We start from the raw sequence: 16,790 nt of genomic DNA on the forward strand, positions 1-16,790 counted from the left end.
GTTTTTCAAGACTTAAATCCGTAACTTAACCTCTACCACTTTCCCTTCATCTACAACCGCACACATAATGCATTCTCGCAACAAACGTTTTTTATCCACAGGATTCTCTATACCTTTCCAAAAATCCCTGTTGCTAAATGCAGCTATAATCCTTTCTCGGCTAATTAACAAAGCTCGATCGCTTCTTTCTCCACTATCAAGCAACTCAGCGATTTGCAGGCGCAACCCCTGTTTGGCTGTCTCAATGGCAGGATTGTTACCAAATATGGATTCTAGGGCTTGGAATTGCGATCGCAATTCCTGTATTTCTTTACTTTCTACCACTAGCATATTCTTTTGTTCCCCCAATACAGAAAGGCGTTGTGCTTCCTTAACCAAAAACTCAATAATTTGGTCTTCAAGGTCAAAGTTGGTAATTGCAGTTTTATGCTGACACATACCAGTTTTTAGGTAATATGTGCATTGGTAGTATGATTTATGTCTGCTATCTTTTCTGCTTTGGTAGGACGCAACTTTGACAAATTTGGCATTGCATTTTGCACAAACAACTAAACCTTGGAAGATGTTCAGTTTTTGTGGATTGCGATCGCTATGTGACGCCCATGCATTCTTACGATTACTACGTATAATTCCTTTAATTTCTTGGTGCTGTTCAAATGTAATTAATGCTTGGTCATCGTGCGTGTTCCAAAAAACATTAATCTCATCAAAAGACTTTTTGTTACCATTTTCTTTAACCGTACTATAAGGAGTCCCACCAGCTAACACTGGATTCGTTAACCAATCTCGAATGCCAGTTGTTGTCCATCTTAACCCTGAGTATGGGTAACGCAATCCTGCATTAGACTTTTCATCTATTTTTTTCTTTAATGTTTTCTGAGACAGTCTATCATCTTCTTCAATTGAATAATCTCCTGATTTTGTAGTATATTTATCAGAACATTTTAAATTTATACCAAAGAAATTATTGAGGTTTTTAGCTGTTTGGGTACAGCTACCAACTTGATGAAAAGTTTTCAATATGAGTTGTGCAACTTCAACGACAGATAACTCTTGCTTGTTTTCAATTAAACAAATACAGGGGTCATGATTAAAAACATATTTGTCATTTTCAATTTTGTAACCAAATGGGGCAAAAAAATGACTTTTCTTTTCCTTACGCCGGAGTTCGCGCTCTTTCCGAATTCGCAAGCCTAACATTTTAACTTCATGCTTGGCTACATCTAACCGAATATCAACTGTTAGTTCTCCTCCTACTGAATCTAAGTCGAAGGGGTCATCAAGAGCAACGGGTTTAATTTTTTTCTTTTGAAGCTCACCAATTAGTTGGTAAAAAATGACTTGGGATGCTGCAACTCTATCTAATCGAGTAAATTTTAAAAATTTGATATCGTGATTAATCGGAAGCTCTTGAACTGCTTTAATTAAGTTAAGAAGACCTTTGCGAGCGTGCTTGGTGCGTTTGTCAATATCGAAAAAGATTTTTCCAACACCTGCATCTCTCAACCTTTGCATTTGCTTGAGAAGTGCGTCTCTGTCTTGTGCTTGTTCGTCGGTTGATACTCGCGCATAGCCCCAAGACTCAAAATCAGTTGAACCCATAAAACCTAAGCCATGTAGCGATTACAGAACTTACTTTATATCATGTTCTTTTGAATAATTATGGTTAAATCTTATGCAAAAGCATAAAAAAATGCAATTATTACGCTCGGTAATCAAATTTAAGAAACTAGGTTTTTCGTCACCGTTGAGAATAGTGAATTAGTATTCTAAGGAACACCATAATCCGTGTATTGTCTTTTATAAGGAGGTTGTAGACCTAACACAATATCTTCCCTTGGCACTCCCATTACAACTAACTCCTCAGCTGGATTTTTATCTGTCAAATTCTGCTGAAGCCAAATTTTCCCATCTTTTATATCAAAATGAATTACACATCGATAGATGCGATCGAATTTCTTCCAGCCCACATTCAACCACTAGATATCTCCAGAAATTAATTATGTATTACCCGAAAGTTTTGGTAGGGGCGCAACGCCTTGCGCCCTTACATCTTTTCCACGCCTAGGTCTATTTACTATCAGGCATAGCTATGATACAAAAATACTTGATACTGTAAACCTAACTCACGATCCATTTTCTAAGCGAATTGTGAAAAGTGGCGATCGCGTAGACTTGGGACAGGGACACGAAATAGAATTTGTGAGTGCTCCCAACTTGCACTGGCCCGATACAATATTTAGTTTCGACCATAAAAATCAAGTCCTGTTCACCTGCGACGCCTTTGGGATGCACTATTGCAGTGATGACACCTTTGACGTCAACCTAGAGGCAATTGAACCCGACTTCAGATTTTACTACGACTGTCTCATGGGTCCCAATTCCCGTTCCTTGCTCAACGCAATGAAAAAAATGGGAGAACTTGGCAAGATTAGAATCATTGCCAACGGACACGGACCCTTGCTGTATCACAATCTTGAAGTTTTGAGAGAGTGCTACCAAAGCTGGAGCCAAAGACAAGTCAAAGCAGAAACCATTGCTGCTGTATTTTACGTTTCCGATTACGGACATAGCGAACGTCTTGCTCAGTCCATTGCTCACGGAGTCCAAAAAACTGGGGCTGGTGTTGAAATGATGGATTTGACCTCAGCCGAGATCCAAGAAATTCAAGAATTGGCAGGAAGAGCAGGTGGCATCATTATTGGTATGCCTCCAAGCGGTAATCTTGCGGCTCAAGCTGCTATCAGTTCCCTACTAGCAGTAGCAAAAGAAAAGCAAGTCATTGGACTGTTTGAATGCTACGGTCCAGATGAAGAACCCATCGATCCACTGCTCAGAAGATTTGTCACTCTTGGCGTCAAAGAAGGATTTCCCGCAATTCGCGTCAAAGACATTCCTACTGATGCCACATACCAACAATGTGAAGAAGCAGGGACAACTTTAGGTCAACGGCTTGTTCGCGAACGCAACATTAAGCAAGTTAAATCCATTGACGTCAACTTAGAGAAAGCTCTAGGTCGAATTAGCAACGGGCTGTACATCATCACCGCCAAACAAGATGATGTCCAAGAAGCAATGCTCGCATCTTGGGTAGTACAAGCTAGCTTGCAACCTTTAGGATTTACAGTTGCTGTTGCCAAAGACCGTGCTATTGAATCTTTAATGGAAGTTGGCAGTAAGTTTGTTCTGAACGTTTTGGAAGAAGGAAATTATCAAGAATTGAAGAAGCACTTCCTCAAGCGCTTGCTTCCCGGTGTCGATCGCTTTACTGGAGTCAAAACCCAAACAGCTAAAAACGGTTGCTCGATCCTAACAGACGCTCTCGCTTACATGGAATGCGAAGTGACAAGCAGCATGGAATGCAGCGACCACTGGATTATTTACTGTACCGTTTCAGATGGTCGAGTCTCCAAACCCGAAGGAATGACCGCAGTTCGCCATCGTAAAGTAGGTAACTATTACTAGGGAGTAGGGAGTAGGGAGTAGGGAGTAGGGATAAGAGAAAGAAATTCCCAATGCCCAGTTCCCAATTCCCAATGCCCAATCCCCAATGCCCAATTCCCAATCTCATCTCTCCTTCACTCAACTATGACCAATTCCAATACTCGTGATATACAAGTTTTACCAATCGCTACAAACACAACAGCGCTGAGAGCACGCAGTTGGACGCGGCTGCGGTTTGAAATAGAATACGCGCTGTCTAAAGGTACAACTTCCAATTGCTATTTAATCCAAGGAGAGAAAACTGCAATTATCGATCCTCCTCCGGAAACTTTCACTCAGATTTTTTTTGAAGCGTTACAACAATCTTTAGATTTAAAACAGTTGGATTATGTTGTTCTCGGTCACTTTAATCCCAACCGAGTACCAACCATAAAAGCTCTTTTAGAAGCTGCACCGCAATTAACTTTTGTTTGTTCTCTTCCTGGTGCTGCAAATTTGCGAGCAACTTTCCCCAATCACGAGCTAAACATCATGGTGATGCGGGGGAAAGAAACACTGGATTTGGGTAAAGACCACATCTTACGCTGTTTCCCTATCCCCAGCCCGAGATGGCCAGCAGGTCTTTGTACTTACGACCAAAAAACCCAAATTCTGTATTCAAACAAGCTTTTTGGCGCTCACGTTTGTGGTGATGAAGCTTTTGATGAAGATTGGGATACTGTCAAAGCAGACCAGCGCTATTACTTTGACTGTTTGATGGCACCTCATGCAAGTCACGTACAAGCGGCTTTGGAGAAAATTTCCGAACTGCAAGTGAGAATGCTTGGCACTCTTCACGGTCCTTTGGTGCGCTACGGTTTGTTGGAACTGACTCAAGAGTACGAAACATGGAGCCGTTCTCAAACCGATCGCGAAATCACTGTTGCCTTGCTTTATGCTTCAGCTTATGGAAATACAGCAACTTTAGCACAAGCGATCGCTCTGGGTTTGACTAAGGGAGGAGTTGCTGTAGAGTCTATCAACTGTGAATTTGCTCAACCCGAAGAGATTAAAGCCGCTGTCGAAAAATGTGAAGGCTTTATCCTGGGTTCTCCTACTATTGGTGGGAATGTCCCAACTCCCATGCAAACAGCTTTGGGTATTGTGCTAGCAAGTGGTAATAATTCCAAACTGGCTGGAGTCTTTGGTTCTTTTGGTTGGAGCGGTGAAGCCTTTGATGTTATTGAAGGTAAACTCCGAGAAGCGGGATACAAATTTGGGTTTGAAACTTTAAAAGTCAAGTTTAAACCTGCAGATAACATTCTCAAACAGTGTGAAGAAACAGGTACAGACTTTGCTCAAGTCTTGAGAAAAGCTAAAAAATTACGCATGCCACAACCAGCTGCTACTCCTGTTGAACAAGCTGTCGGTCGGATAGTGGGTTCGGTTTGTGTTGTTACGGCAAAACAGGGAGAAGTTTCAACGGGAATGTTAGGCTCGTGGGTTTCCCAAGCAACCTTTAACCCACCTGGTTTGACTGTTGCGATCGCAAAAGAGAGAGCAGTTGAATCTCTGATGTATCCAGGAGATAAGTTTGTCCTGAATATTTTACCAGAAGGCAATCATCAGGAATATATGAAACACTTCCGCAAAACCTTTGCTCCTGGAGAAGATAGATTTGCCAGTTTTTCTACAGAAGTTGCAGGGAATGGTTGTACTGTCCTCAATGACGCTTCTGCTTACCTTGAGTGTTCTGTAAGCAAGCGCATGGAATGTGGAGATCATTGGGTTATTTATGCAACTGTTGATAATGGTAAGTTACTCAAACCTGATGCTCTAACTGCTATTCATCACCGTAAGACAGGGAGTCATTATTAGGGGTTAGTGTGTACACATAAGCTGAAATAGCTAATAGGCGAAGATTTTAGCGTTAGTTTTACCCCACCCTAGCCCTCCCCTTGTAAAGGGGAGGGAACTGAATCTTCCATTTCCCCTCAAAGGGAAAAGAACTGAATCTTCCATTTCCCCTCAAAGGGAAAAGAACTGGATCTTCCATTTCCCCCCAAAGGGAAAAGAACTGAATCTTCCATTTCCCCCCAAAGGGAAAAGAACTGAATCTTCCATTTCCCCCCTTTACAAGGGGGGATTAAGGGGGGTAAATTCGACCACAGTTAGTATCAACTAACAACTATCAACCTCAATTCACAAAAGCCCAACGACTGATAACTCGTCCTCCGTTTGCTAAACCTCCTGATAGCCATTGGGGGACAAAGCCATATCCTCCTTCTTCCCATTGACCTGACTCTATCGTCCAGAATTTTTTCCCTTGATTTCCTCCGTTAACTCGCCATGCGAGGTTAGGAAAATAAGAATCTCCCGGTTTTAATCGACTCAATTCTGACTTTAATTCTGGAATTGCATTTAAAGAAATTGCTCCTTCATAAATTGTTTTATTGCCCGAACGAGTAAATTTTATCTTGCCTTCTGATTCACCTGATGGACTTGCTTTCATTTTCATCAGAGGTGGATTCAGAGTTGCATTTGTTGGATAATATCCTTGATGGTTCGTACCTGGAGCGCGATATTTCCATAACTCGCTTTTATCTCCCGTACTATAACTGGCAAAAAACTCGTAATCGACATCTGCAGCCAAAGCTTTTTCATACATTACGTGACCTTTCAGCAAGTCATCGGGATTATTCTTTGTACAGTCAATGTTAATAAATAATCCATCTGTATTATCATCGCCTTTAGCACCATCAACTCTATTTTCTCGAAACCATGCAAAACTTGGATCGAAGGGGGGAAATGGAGCGTGCTTATCATCATCAATCTCTGCTGCAAAGTATAAATTATTTGAGTCCCATGCTACTTTAAATTTATACGCTCCATTACCCATACTTGTAGCAAGAATATCAGACCAGTCTTGTAAATTCCCGTCTACGTTGATTGTTTTTTTAGGAGCGTAGGCTGATTGTATCTTCCAATTACCTGTTTGAGGAGAGGATTTACCTTTGATTGATAACGAGTAGCTAATTTCATAATTATTGTCATTGTTGACAGCAAAAGACTCTATTGGGAAACTAATAATTTTCTGTTCTCCCGGTTGTAAATTTTCAAAAGATATGCTCTTCTGAGAAAGAGTCCATCCTTTGGGAGGAGCGATCGCTATAGTTCCACTACGAGGTTTATTGACGACATTCTCGACTTTGACATCGATAGTTAGACCTTTAACGACAGGTCCGGATAAAGACAAAGCCGTGACTTTGATTTCATTTTTTAACTGAAAATCAGCATTTTGGAGTATCTGCTTCAACTGTGAAGGTGGCATATCTGCAATAATGTATACTACTTCCACAGGATTGAGAGGAATTTTGTTCAAATTATTGATTCTGTTTCCTCTGTAATCGTAAACTTGTATATTGGCATTACCAAAGGAAACAGTACCAGAATACTCATTAGAAGGAAGATTTCCTTTAGCTTGGCTACCTCCTTTGGGGTCCCAAGGATTGCCTATATCGCCATAGAAAGGAGCGTTAACAAACAACGTTGCTCTAGTACGTTTATCAGTAGAATAATCATTTTGAAAAACCATTCCCCACATTGATTTAGAACTAGGAAATGCATCTTCAACTATTTTCGTTCCTTCTAGAATGCGAGTCATAGTTCTATATGCATCCTTAGCAGCATCGTTGTTGGCTATATCATGCATCCCATGTCCGCTCCAGTTAAACCAAAAAGCTCTCACAGGTCTTTGGGCATAATAACCTGCTAACATATGTATTAAGTAACTAGAGGGTATAGTACGGGCAACCCAAGTATCTTGGTTTGAAGAATACATATCCCGAAATGTACCAAACTCTGTCTGCCATGCTCCCGCACGACCTTGTGTTTTAGAAAATTTCTTATCCAAGGTCAGTTGCATCAATACACTATGGAACACGCTTAAGCTAGGAAAAGCATAAGCATGGTTAACAGATCCATCGGTATATCCCGTGTCATTTCCCTTAGCGTACAGAACATCTCGGTTATAAGCTAAAGAACCTCCACCAATTAAATTCACATTGGGATAATCGGCTTTTACTTTGTTCCAAATTCGTTTAATAATATCTCTATATTCTTCAGCAGTACCGCCGTTCCATGCCCACTCATCAACCCAAGGTTCGTTCCAATGCTCGTAGTAAGGCATGAGGTCATGGGTAGCTGCTACCCAGTTATAGAATTTTTGTACGTAAGCATCTACATTTCTGGGTGGACCTAATTTGTCTTTTTCTTTCCAATCTACTGGATAGAAGGGTGTTTGTAATGAAGATACACCATAACTTTTTAAGGTGTTTATTCTATCTCTAAGAATTTTGGGGTCACCATTCCAAGGATCGAATTCTACTTGGATACCACGAACCCATTTTACTCCCAAGTCTTGTGCGATCGCACCTATAGTTTTGGGATCGCTGTAACCAAAATCTAATCCGAATGGTGAGTTAGGTGCTAATCCAGTATATCTTGGAGGTAATTGGGCTGTGTCGTTATTGGCAGTTGATTTTACAGAACAGGTTGCACTTAATAAAGAGCATAACAATACTACAACTAAACTTTGTCTTAAGTACCTCAAGGGAAACCTTAAATTTTCTCGTTGTTTTTTCATTGAAAGTTTACCTCTTTAATAATGGTTGGTTAGCAGTTAGCATATGCTAAATACAGGTAAATGCAACCAATTGAAATATAGTAGTAGTGCGAGCTTTTCCATCGCGAGCTTTTTGTTCTGCACTATATCTCATATTTCATGAGATACTATTTTTTGTTAACTTCACTTAAAATTTACAAATTTATAAAGAATCAGTAAAGCTTTGGGTTAAAAGATAGTAAAGTTACTTAATTAATTTATTATCTCATGTAGAAAGAATATCTAAAAATATTTACTCACCTAGAGTACGGATCTAGTTCAAATATAGGACTCCTATTTAATTTTTGAAATACACGTATACACGTAGGTAGGGCTATGCCGCACACATAAAGCTTTTAGTGGTAAATGCCCACCCTACAGTACTACAGTACTGAGATTTTTTCACAAATCAGATAGGATTGCTATATTTACTAGTTAGCAACAAGAATATCATAGTACACAATTAATTGAGGAGATATCATTCATGTCTCAAAGAATTGTCTGGATTGATTGTTGGAAAGGAATTGCCATCATTACTGTTGTTATCAGTCATGTAGTAGAACCAGTATCAAAATATTTTTTCTGGTTTCATATGCCTTTGTTTTTCTTTATGAGCGGGTATCTTTATCAAAAGAAATTTGATAATTTCACTTTTTTGAAAAGAAAGTTTTCTCATCTTATAATACCTTATTGTTCATTTCTAGTTTTACTGAGTATCCCTCAATATGCATTATATATATTAAAGATATGGCAACAAGGAAAAAATAATGACTTTAACGAAATCTGGGAATTTACTTTTAACTTAATATATGGTGGAAAGAATTTAACTGGTTCTTTTGGAATATTTTGGTTTGTAACGTGTTTATTTTTTACACAGCAGTTGTACAACTGGCTCTACTCGAAATTTGGTTCTAATAAATGGTTAATGATAAAAATTATGCTAGGATTTTATTGCTTAGCAATGATAAATTTTTGGTATTTGAAAAATGTTTCATTTCCTTGGAGCCTTAATGTAGTTGCACTGGCACTACCATTTTACTGGATAGGACATATGACAGCTAAGTTTTCAGCCATCAATACCGCTACACCAGTAATTGTGTCTGTCATCATATTTGTAACAGCAATTATTAGTGAGCGTTGCCATTGGTTGGATTTATCATTTAATATGAAGTATATAAATTATGGTTTTCTGGGAATTAATATTATCATAGCATTGTCTGGTATTATAATGACACAATGGTTAGCTAAAAAAATTGATTCAAAAGCTTATCTTGGTAATGGTTTAATTGAAATTGGTAAAGCTTCTATGGTTATCATGTATTTACATCAAATTATTCAACTAAATTTTAGCAAATATCCTATTTTGAACAATGAATTTATAAAGTTATTAGCAGGATTATTAATTCCATATACTTTTTATAAAATAATTAGTAATTACTCAATAATGCGTAGGCTTTTTTTAGGAGAAGTGGCAACCAACACAGTAGTAAAAGTCCCAGATACTTCTAAAGTTTGAAAGTGTGACAGGTGCGATCGCTTCGGTATGTCTATACCTCAATGTGACTGCTGTAGGAGTTATTTAACGATGAATTTGGTATCAGTTACCAATGCCATCACTTGAGTAATAGTCTTTTGCCTCTTGTGTGCGGGCATCTCTGCTCGCACCACAATACATTTTAGGGCATTTTTTTGTTTGGAAGTCCCTAATACCGTTTTCAGACGAAGATGCATAGAAAAAACCTCCATCTGTAGCATCTCTCCTTACCCCCCTTAATCCCCCCTTATAAAGGGGGGAAACAGGAAATATAGTTCCTGGACTTTTGTAAGAGGAGGTTACGAGGGGTAAAATTGAAGAAGGCAGCTATGCTGGAGGCAGAGGGCAGCTATGTTCACTTCTGTTGGGGATTCCTACCCGGCGCGATTGTAGACACCGTATAGACGGTGCGGTTTAAACCGCATTGGCAGAGGTCATACGGAACAGAGGGTATTGCTTGTTACCAGAAAATGCTTATTCTTCCCTTCTGCCCTCTGCCCTCTGCCCTCTACCTTTCCCAGATAATGTGCGGCTTCACAGAAAATTGGTATAATGTAGCAATCAACAGTAATCGGCAATACCCATCATCGCAATCTTCGCATAAGCAAAGCTAATCGAATTTGCACGGCATTATCAAAACGACGGGGATCGAGACCAGTCAGTAACGTAATCTTTTCCAAACGGTAACTCAAAGTATTCCGGTGAATCGATAGCTGACTGGCTGTTGTAGAAGGACAGCAATCTTTTGCAAAAAACGCATCTAAGGTTGCTAATAATTCTGGTTCGTGGTTCAGGGGACTTAAAAGATATGTTGCCAATTCTATTTTTGTTTGCTCGTCTGCAACACCGATAAAGGCTGCAATTCCCAATCCATCTAGGCAATGAACTTGGTTGCGATCGTGAAACCGACAACCTAGAGACAAAGCCGCCCGTGCATCTCTATAGGACTGAGCATATCCCCAAATCCCTGGATGATAGCGACCGACCCCTATACTAATTGATGTGTCAGTATCTTTCCGCAACTGCTTTACCAATGCCTCTGATGCTCGCTTTAATGCTGTGAGATTTGCCCACGAAGAACTGCTTTGTTCTGGTACATCGCCTTGATTTGCCCAAGTTCCTAAATTCTTTGTATCGCTGGCTTTGAGGACAGCTACCTCACCATCACCTAAATAGGCACAAATTGTATCATTGGGTAGATGGAAAAAATTGACAATACTATCTATGACTGAGGCTATTCGTCTTTTCTGTTGAGTCTCGCAAACCCCTAAAATATAATCACTTGCATCAATTAAAATCACTGCACGGGGAGGTGCTAGATCTAAACCCAGAAGTTTACTGTATTGAAAAACTGTTGTTTTGTCCGCTAATCCGTGAAGTAGGTCAGAGATAAACTTATTTTTAAACTGATGTTGGTTGGGCAATGCATCAATAATTGTTGTTTGATTAACTACCAATTCCACAATTCCTTGTGCCAGATGTGGAGAAATGGCTTCGCCATTTAAGGATTTACCAATAATAACTTCACCTACTTGCGTCTCAAAAGTAAATGGTATGCGTAGGTAGTTGAGAGCTAGTTTTCCACAAATGCGATCGAAGGAAAGCTCCAGTAGCTTGGGATCGTTACTTGCTATTGCGATCGCATGCTGGTCAATTACAAAAACTGACGCACACAGAAGCTGTGCCACTCTCTCTGCAATGACTTTAGCAACTCGCTCAAATTGTGCATTAGTAGTTAATAAAGCTGTCATCTATTCTTGTTTCCAAGCGGGGGCTAGTGCTGTTATATCGAAAGAAGTATCGAAGAACGATGCTATAAAGTCATCACTCTTACGATAGAGGCGATTGGGCAACCAGTGACCAGTGACCAGTGACCAGTGACCAGCGATCGGTGACCAGTGACCAGTGACCAGCGATCGGTGACCAGTGACCAGCGACCGGTGACCAGTGACCAGTGACCAGTGACCAATGATAGTAAATACTTATGTAATTAGGTAGAGAAGCCCTTTCTACCATTAGCAGTATGAATTAATGGGGTTTTTTATGTTACACAGCTGTTGTCATAAGAATAAGAATATTTATGCAACTAGCAGGAAAAGTCGCTCTGATTACGGGGGCTGGTTCGGGTATAGCTAAGGCAGCAGCAAAGTTGTTTGCTTCGTCTGGTGCTAAAGTTGGTGCATTGGGACGTACAAAGGAAGAACTAGAAGAAACTGTTGCGGAAATTCAAAAGAACAACGGTGAAGCCATACCTTTGGTTGCCGATATTTCAAATCCAGAACAAATGCAACAAGTCACGCAGGAACTTGTCGATAAGTGGGGACGATTGGATATCGTGTTTGCTAACGCTGGTATTAATGGGGTGTGGGCACCTATTGAGGAATTGTCTCCTGAAGAATGGGATAAAACAATCGATATCAACCTGAAAGGAACTTTTCTGACGGTGAAGTACGCAGTGCCTTATTTAAAAAAACAGGGTGGCTCTGTTATCATCACTTCATCTGTCAACGGTACGCGCATCTTTAGCAATACGGGTGCAACTGCCTATTCTTGCTCAAAAGCTGCTCAAGTGGCTTTTACAAAAATGGTTGCACTAGAACTTGCCAAGCATCGCATTCGCGTCAATGTTATTTGTCCTGGAGCAATTGAAACTAGTATTGACGAGAACACTCAAAGAAGAGATTTAGAACACGTTCAAGAACCAGTTGAGTTTCCTGAAGGCAAGATTCCTTTAACTGATGGCAAACCAGGAACTTCGGAACAGGTAGCACAGTTAGCCTTCTTCTTAGCTTCTGATGCTTCGAGCCATATCACGGGTACCGAAGTGTGGATTGATGGGGGAGAATCATTGCTGAAAGCTTAGTAAACAATTCTCAATGACCAAGGTATTCTTCCGAAGACAATTTCTTAACTATAGCAGAAAGGCTTTCGTTGGTCTTTCTGCTTTCAGTCTGGTTAGCCTATACCGCAACCGTTCTGTTTTCTCTGTAGATAAAATCATTGCTAATTTAGAAGCTCAAGTTCCCGCACTCATGCAAGCTGAGTCGATCCCTGGTTTGGGATTGGCAATCATTCAGAATGGAGAGTTGTTTTGGTCTCATGGTTTTGGCGTTAGGAATAGATATACTAAAAAACCCGTCACTAACGATACTGTATTCGCTGCTGCTTCCTTAAATAAGCCTTTATTTGCTTATGCCGTGTTGAAGTTGGTGGAACGGGGAAAGCTCGATCTAGATGCTCCTCTCTCAAAATATACTGCTAAACCCTATATCTCCGATCCCAGAATTAAACTCATTAATGTACGGAAGGTGTTATCTCATACAACTGGTTTTCCTATTTGGAGTGGTAACAAGCCTCTGACAATTAAGTTTCCTCCCGGTACAAAATTTGGTTATTCAGGAGAAGGATATCTATATTTACAAAAAGTCGTACAAGATATTACTCAACAGCCTATAGATGAGTATTTGCGCCAACAGATTTTAGATCCTTTGGATATGAACAGTAGTAGCCTTGTATGGCGAACTGCTTACCAAAGCATAGCAAGTGACGGACACGATCGCAAAGGTAAACCCTACCCTATGAGTCAGTCAAAACGCGGGAGTGCAGCCGGGAGTTTGCGTACCACTGCTACTGATTATGCAAAATTCCTTATAGCTATGATGGGTTCTGGTAAAGTTGACAGTTCCATACTGACACGAGATAGCATAGAAGAGATGTTGCGATCGCAAATTAAAATCAATCGATTTTTAGATTGGGGTTTGGGTTGGGGATTGGAGAGGGTGGAAGGTAACAATTTTTTTTGGCATTGGGGCGATCTTGGTACATTTAAAAGTTTTACCATCGCTTCTCGTGAATTGAAAACGGGAATCGTCATTTTAACTAACAGTCAAAATGGTTTAAAAATCTGCCCGCAAATCGTTTCTCAAGCCATAGGAGGAAAACATCCAGCCTTTAATTTCTGGATGATAGATTATTGATTCATGTACTAATTGATTTCCTCAGCTAACATCAAATTTGAATTATTCGCTTCATACTTATAGCCAATACCAAAGTCGAGAGGCTCGATACTCTTATCAGTTCGATAGATTCTTCTTAAATTTGGTTGATAGCGATTTGCAAATAATCCTATGGGACTAGTATATGAACCGTAAAACTTTAAATTCCATTTAGAACGATAAAAAGCAGTGAGAGGCATACCAGAATCATCTTGCAATATCTGGCTGCTTTGAGCTAAAATTTGGTTTCTAATCTCAGAGAATCCATCATTGTACATTAAATAAGAAGCGGCTTTTAAATAAGTCACTTTTTCACCTAAATTGGTGATGAATCGACTAAATTCTGGTCTTCTTTCTAAACCATCATTTGATAAGTCATGGGCAAAATAATATAAAATACGCGATCGCTCCTCGCCTTTTGCAACAAAATCAATTTTTACTCCAGGAATCATTCCTTCTTTATATTGTTGAATCTCAGCATTTTTATCTAATCCAATATATTGCACATTGATAATGCGATTTTGAGTTCGTGCTAAAAATACATATAATATTGGTAACAGTCCTTGTTTTTGTAAATCTACCTTCATATCATTGGTCATAAAAAAGCTAAATTGTAGAATTGCATAGAGAGAACTTCTAATTTCTTGCAACTTCAAATTTCGCTGGCTTTCCGAAAGCTTTGCCAGATTAGGAATTATACCCACTGGTTCTAAACCCACTAGTACATATTGGCTTCCCTGTGGAAATAAGGAATAGGCATATAAAAAATCAGGACCGCTAAAGGGATAAAAGATAGATGGAGAGGTTGTATTAATTTGATTGAGTTCTTGTTGCGACCACTTTCTAACCTTTTGTAACTGACGGGCTTCTAATTTGGACCAAGCATTGTTGAAAAATTGTTGATGCGATCGCCAGTTACTACTTTGTTCAAACTTGGCAATTGGGTTCTTCTCGACTTGCATACCAGCCAAAAATTTTGCTGTATTTGTTAAATCTTCTGCTTTTGCTTCATCCAATTTTTGCTGAATTTCTACAGAAGCTTTGGATTTTGCTATTTTTGGATTGGCTTTTGTTTCCGAAGTTGACTTAATAAACTGTTGATTATTAGCTGGTTGAATTCTGTAATTTTGATTCTCAGAATTTCTATCAAAATTACTACAACTACGTACTAAAAGAAATACTCCACCAGCAACACAGAAAATAGACAATAACATTTTGATGTTCGGAACGTTCTTCATAATTACAAATTACTTCTTTGAACTTTGAGAAATCATGCGTTTATAAACAAGACGGGAAATTTTGGGGAAAATTTGAACATCATCAGCATATGCTGAAGTTCCAGAAAAAACAACCAAAATATAAGTTTTTCCTTGTTCGCCTGTATCAATCATTGCTGTTTCTGCTCGTGCGATCGATGTCCAACCAGCTTTAGAGTAAAGTTGAGCATCAGTGTTCGATAATCCTTCCCCAAAAAAGCTCCATACTGGATTAAAACCTGAATCTAAGTTTTTTCGCCAAACTTTCGGGTTTAAATCTCTTTTGAGCCATTCACACATTTTATAGCTAGCTTCTGGAGATACAGCTTGCTTGGCGTAACAAATTTCGTAAATTAATCTAGCGGCGTGTCGTGTGGTTATCTTATTCCAATGCTGAATTGACTCTCCTAGTAATTGAGATTCACTTCCTTTTGGTTCTGGAAAATTTATATGGTAGATGGGAAAGGTTTTTTGAATAATGTTAATATTCTTGTACCCTGCTTCTTGAAAAAAACGATTGATTTGCTGTCGTTTGTACCTCCATGCTTTAAATTTTTCTTCCTTCAATGTTGGGCTAGAACGAGTACTTGTGATTAAGTCAACAATTAAGCTAGCTGCTTCGTTATCAGATTCCTTAATCATTTTACTGAGATAGGGAGTAAAGTCATCTTCACTTTCCCAGATATTATTTTCTAGTTGCGCGTATAACACAACCATCCAAAACATTTTGATAACACTAGCCGGATACCTAGGAGTATCTTGTTTGTGTCCAGCCGTTTCGCCAGTTTTTGCATCTATCAAAGTTATTGATAGATCTTGTTTGGGTAAATCTCGCTCCGTAGCAAGATTCACAGCTTCGTTAACAATTTTTTGTAACTTTGGGCTATATTTAAAATTAGGAGAAGTTTTGAGATTGTAATGAACTTCTGAATCTTCTTGTCCCAACTGACGAGAAGGGAAAGGTAGCGATCTAGCAATAGCCCAATCTGGTAACTCAGAAGGAGTAGGGCGCGGTTTAGTAGTTTTGCGATTGTATGTTTTGGTAGATGCATGAACGGGAATGACTTGAGGTTCAACAGATGGTTTTAAGATTTGTGAATTGAATGGTTGCGTAACAGAAGAATGTGCTGAGCCTTTTGTTAGAGATCTAGTTAATCGGATGCTTACCGATAATCCCAGGATTATCAGTAAAACTATTGCAGGATTTACTTTTGTCATTTCTTTTGCAACGCACTAAATTTGGCTTTCTTGTCAAGAAACCTTAACTAAGCACTTTTGCCTCATCTATTTGGTTATTTGTTAGTTGTCTAACAGAATACGGGCGAATATACCAGAGATACATCGTCAAGTCAATAGGTTGTTAGAGGATAGGGGGTAGGGAGTAGGGGCGCAAGGTTTTGCGCCCGTCTAGAGGCACAATTGTACAATTAAGTTCGCACCGATTGTTTTGATTTCATCACGAGTGCTACAAGTAAAGCAGCAATACCGCAAGTTAGACCTAAAAACAGCCACAGTCTCAAAGATCGACCTTTATACCAAGCAAGTACTGCAGCCATACTACCAACCAACCAATGAATGAGCAGTAGTAAGTAAAGAGTTTGTTCGCTACTAAGACTTAAAGTCATAATGAGGTGATTAAATATGAGTGGGGGGATTATCTGTCGCCAACATTTGGAGAAACGGTATTATTTATGGTAGTCGAGCGATTTGGAGAGGGTAAAGCTAAAGAAATTTACCGTCGGTACTTAGAGAAAGGGCAAAAGTTTGGAAACACTGCTTTAAGAGCGATCGCTCATCTAAGAAACAGCGAATCTAGAGCGCCAAGAAATCTGGTATCTCATGGGAAACTGTGTTTATCTTGTCTCGCAATTCTCACAAATCAAATAGGATTGCTATAGTTGGGATTAAAGGACAACAAC

12 protein-coding genes and 2 pseudogenes are annotated in these 16,790 nt (G+C 39.4%); 6 read left to right on the top strand and 8 right to left on the bottom strand.

Going from position 1 to position 16,790, the window contains the following annotated elements:
• Positions 1-12 precede the first annotated feature (12 nt).
• Complete coding sequence (gene xisF / locus ACKTT2_RS42440) at positions 13-1,602, bottom strand: fdxN element excision recombinase XisF (protein ID WP_407897920.1); 1,590 nt, start codon at positions 1,600-1,602, stop codon at positions 13-15.
• A 167-nt stretch (positions 1,603-1,769) separates the two neighbouring features.
• Positions 1,770-1,979 (bottom strand): annotated as a pseudogene (locus tag ACKTT2_RS42445) (element excision factor XisI family protein); the annotation flags it as partial.
• 139 nt (positions 1,980-2,118) lie between these two features.
• Here ACKTT2_RS42445 and ACKTT2_RS42450 point away from each other — a divergent pair.
• Both ACKTT2_RS42450 and ACKTT2_RS42455 read left to right on the top strand, forming a co-directional pair.
• Positions 2,119-3,465: pseudogene (locus ACKTT2_RS42450) on the top strand (flavin reductase); the annotation flags it as partial.
• 123 nt (positions 3,466-3,588) lie between these two features.
• Entirely contained in the window at positions 3,589-5,301 is a 1,713-nt protein-coding gene (locus ACKTT2_RS42455; RefSeq protein ID WP_407897922.1) for a diflavin flavoprotein, read from the top strand.
• Between the two features lie 319 nt (positions 5,302-5,620).
• Here ACKTT2_RS42455 and ACKTT2_RS42460 read toward each other — a convergent pair whose 3' ends face one another.
• The gene (locus tag ACKTT2_RS42460; RefSeq protein ID WP_407897924.1) at positions 5,621-8,068 is read right to left on the bottom strand and encodes a DOMON domain-containing protein; all 2,448 of its coding nucleotides are present in this window, start codon (positions 8,066-8,068) and stop codon (positions 5,621-5,623) included.
• A 502-nt stretch (positions 8,069-8,570) separates the two neighbouring features.
• Here ACKTT2_RS42460 and ACKTT2_RS42465 point away from each other — a divergent pair.
• Positions 8,571-9,602 (top strand): acyltransferase family protein, encoded by a 1,032-nt coding sequence (locus ACKTT2_RS42465; protein WP_407897926.1) that lies wholly within the window; start codon positions 8,571-8,573, stop codon positions 9,600-9,602.
• 59 nt (positions 9,603-9,661) lie between these two features.
• Here ACKTT2_RS42465 and ACKTT2_RS42470 read toward each other — a convergent pair whose 3' ends face one another.
• Both ACKTT2_RS42470 and ACKTT2_RS42475 read right to left on the bottom strand, forming a co-directional pair.
• Complete coding sequence (locus ACKTT2_RS42470; RefSeq protein ID WP_407897928.1) at positions 9,662-9,832, bottom strand: hypothetical protein; 171 nt, start codon at positions 9,830-9,832, stop codon at positions 9,662-9,664.
• Between the two features lie 372 nt (positions 9,833-10,204).
• Positions 10,205-11,371 (bottom strand): PucR family transcriptional regulator, encoded by a 1,167-nt coding sequence (locus ACKTT2_RS42475; RefSeq protein WP_407897930.1) that lies wholly within the window; start codon positions 11,369-11,371, stop codon positions 10,205-10,207.
• Between the two features lie 329 nt (positions 11,372-11,700).
• Here ACKTT2_RS42475 and ACKTT2_RS42480 point away from each other — a divergent pair, with 329 nt between their 5' ends.
• Both ACKTT2_RS42480 and ACKTT2_RS42485 read left to right on the top strand, forming a co-directional pair.
• Positions 11,701-12,483, top strand: coding sequence for an SDR family oxidoreductase (locus ACKTT2_RS42480; RefSeq protein ID WP_407897932.1), 783 nt, complete (start codon positions 11,701-11,703; stop codon positions 12,481-12,483).
• A 13-nt stretch (positions 12,484-12,496) separates the two neighbouring features.
• Entirely contained in the window at positions 12,497-13,597 is a 1,101-nt protein-coding gene (locus ACKTT2_RS42485; RefSeq protein WP_407897934.1) for a serine hydrolase domain-containing protein, read from the top strand.
• A gap of 8 nt (positions 13,598-13,605) precedes the next feature.
• On the opposite strand, the gene ACKTT2_RS42490 is transcribed toward ACKTT2_RS42485, so the two are convergent.
• The 3 genes from ACKTT2_RS42490 to ACKTT2_RS42500 form a co-directional block, all read right to left on the bottom strand.
• On the bottom strand, positions 13,606-14,853 hold the full coding sequence (locus tag ACKTT2_RS42490) for a hypothetical protein (RefSeq protein ID WP_407897936.1): 1,248 nt from the start codon (positions 14,851-14,853) through the stop codon (positions 13,606-13,608).
• A gap of 9 nt (positions 14,854-14,862) precedes the next feature.
• The gene (locus ACKTT2_RS42495) at positions 14,863-16,089 is read right to left on the bottom strand and encodes a serine hydrolase (protein ID WP_407897939.1); all 1,227 of its coding nucleotides are present in this window, start codon (positions 16,087-16,089) and stop codon (positions 14,863-14,865) included.
• A gap of 209 nt (positions 16,090-16,298) precedes the next feature.
• Positions 16,299-16,496 (bottom strand): hypothetical protein, encoded by a 198-nt coding sequence (locus ACKTT2_RS42500; protein ID WP_407897941.1) that lies wholly within the window; start codon positions 16,494-16,496, stop codon positions 16,299-16,301.
• 6 nt (positions 16,497-16,502) lie between these two features.
• On the opposite strand from ACKTT2_RS42500, the gene ACKTT2_RS42505 reads away from it, so the two are divergent.
• The gene (locus ACKTT2_RS42505) at positions 16,503-16,769 is read left to right on the top strand and encodes a hypothetical protein (RefSeq protein WP_407897943.1); all 267 of its coding nucleotides are present in this window, start codon (positions 16,503-16,505) and stop codon (positions 16,767-16,769) included.
• Positions 16,770-16,790 lie beyond the last annotated feature (21 nt).

This window comes from Scytonema hankhaensis NUACC26 (assembly GCF_045865695.1).
GTDB lineage: Bacteria > Cyanobacteriota > Cyanobacteriia > Cyanobacteriales > Nostocaceae > Scytonema.

What these genes read in the sequence shown, in the direction of transcription:
- xisF (WP_407897920.1), bottom strand. Translation starts at nt 1,602, where the DNA reads ATGGGTTCAACTGATTTTGAGTCTTGGGGCTATGCGCGAGTATCAACC.
- ACKTT2_RS42455 (WP_407897922.1), top strand. Translation starts at nt 3,589, where the DNA reads ATGACCAATTCCAATACTCGTGATATACAAGTTTTACCAATCGCTACA.
- ACKTT2_RS42460 (WP_407897924.1), bottom strand. Translation starts at nt 8,068, where the DNA reads ATGAAAAAACAACGAGAAAATTTAAGGTTTCCCTTGAGGTACTTAAGA.
- ACKTT2_RS42465 (WP_407897926.1), top strand. Translation starts at nt 8,571, where the DNA reads ATGTCTCAAAGAATTGTCTGGATTGATTGTTGGAAAGGAATTGCCATC.
- ACKTT2_RS42470 (WP_407897928.1), bottom strand. Translation starts at nt 9,832, where the DNA reads ATGGAGGTTTTTTCTATGCATCTTCGTCTGAAAACGGTATTAGGGACT.
- ACKTT2_RS42475 (WP_407897930.1), bottom strand. Translation starts at nt 11,371, where the DNA reads ATGACAGCTTTATTAACTACTAATGCACAATTTGAGCGAGTTGCTAAA.
- ACKTT2_RS42480 (WP_407897932.1), top strand. Translation starts at nt 11,701, where the DNA reads ATGCAACTAGCAGGAAAAGTCGCTCTGATTACGGGGGCTGGTTCGGGT.
- ACKTT2_RS42485 (WP_407897934.1), top strand. Translation starts at nt 12,497, where the DNA reads ATGACCAAGGTATTCTTCCGAAGACAATTTCTTAACTATAGCAGAAAG.
- ACKTT2_RS42490 (WP_407897936.1), bottom strand. Translation starts at nt 14,853, where the DNA reads ATGAAGAACGTTCCGAACATCAAAATGTTATTGTCTATTTTCTGTGTT.
- ACKTT2_RS42495 (WP_407897939.1), bottom strand. Translation starts at nt 16,089, where the DNA reads ATGACAAAAGTAAATCCTGCAATAGTTTTACTGATAATCCTGGGATTA.
- ACKTT2_RS42500 (WP_407897941.1), bottom strand. Translation starts at nt 16,496, where the DNA reads ATGACTTTAAGTCTTAGTAGCGAACAAACTCTTTACTTACTACTGCTC.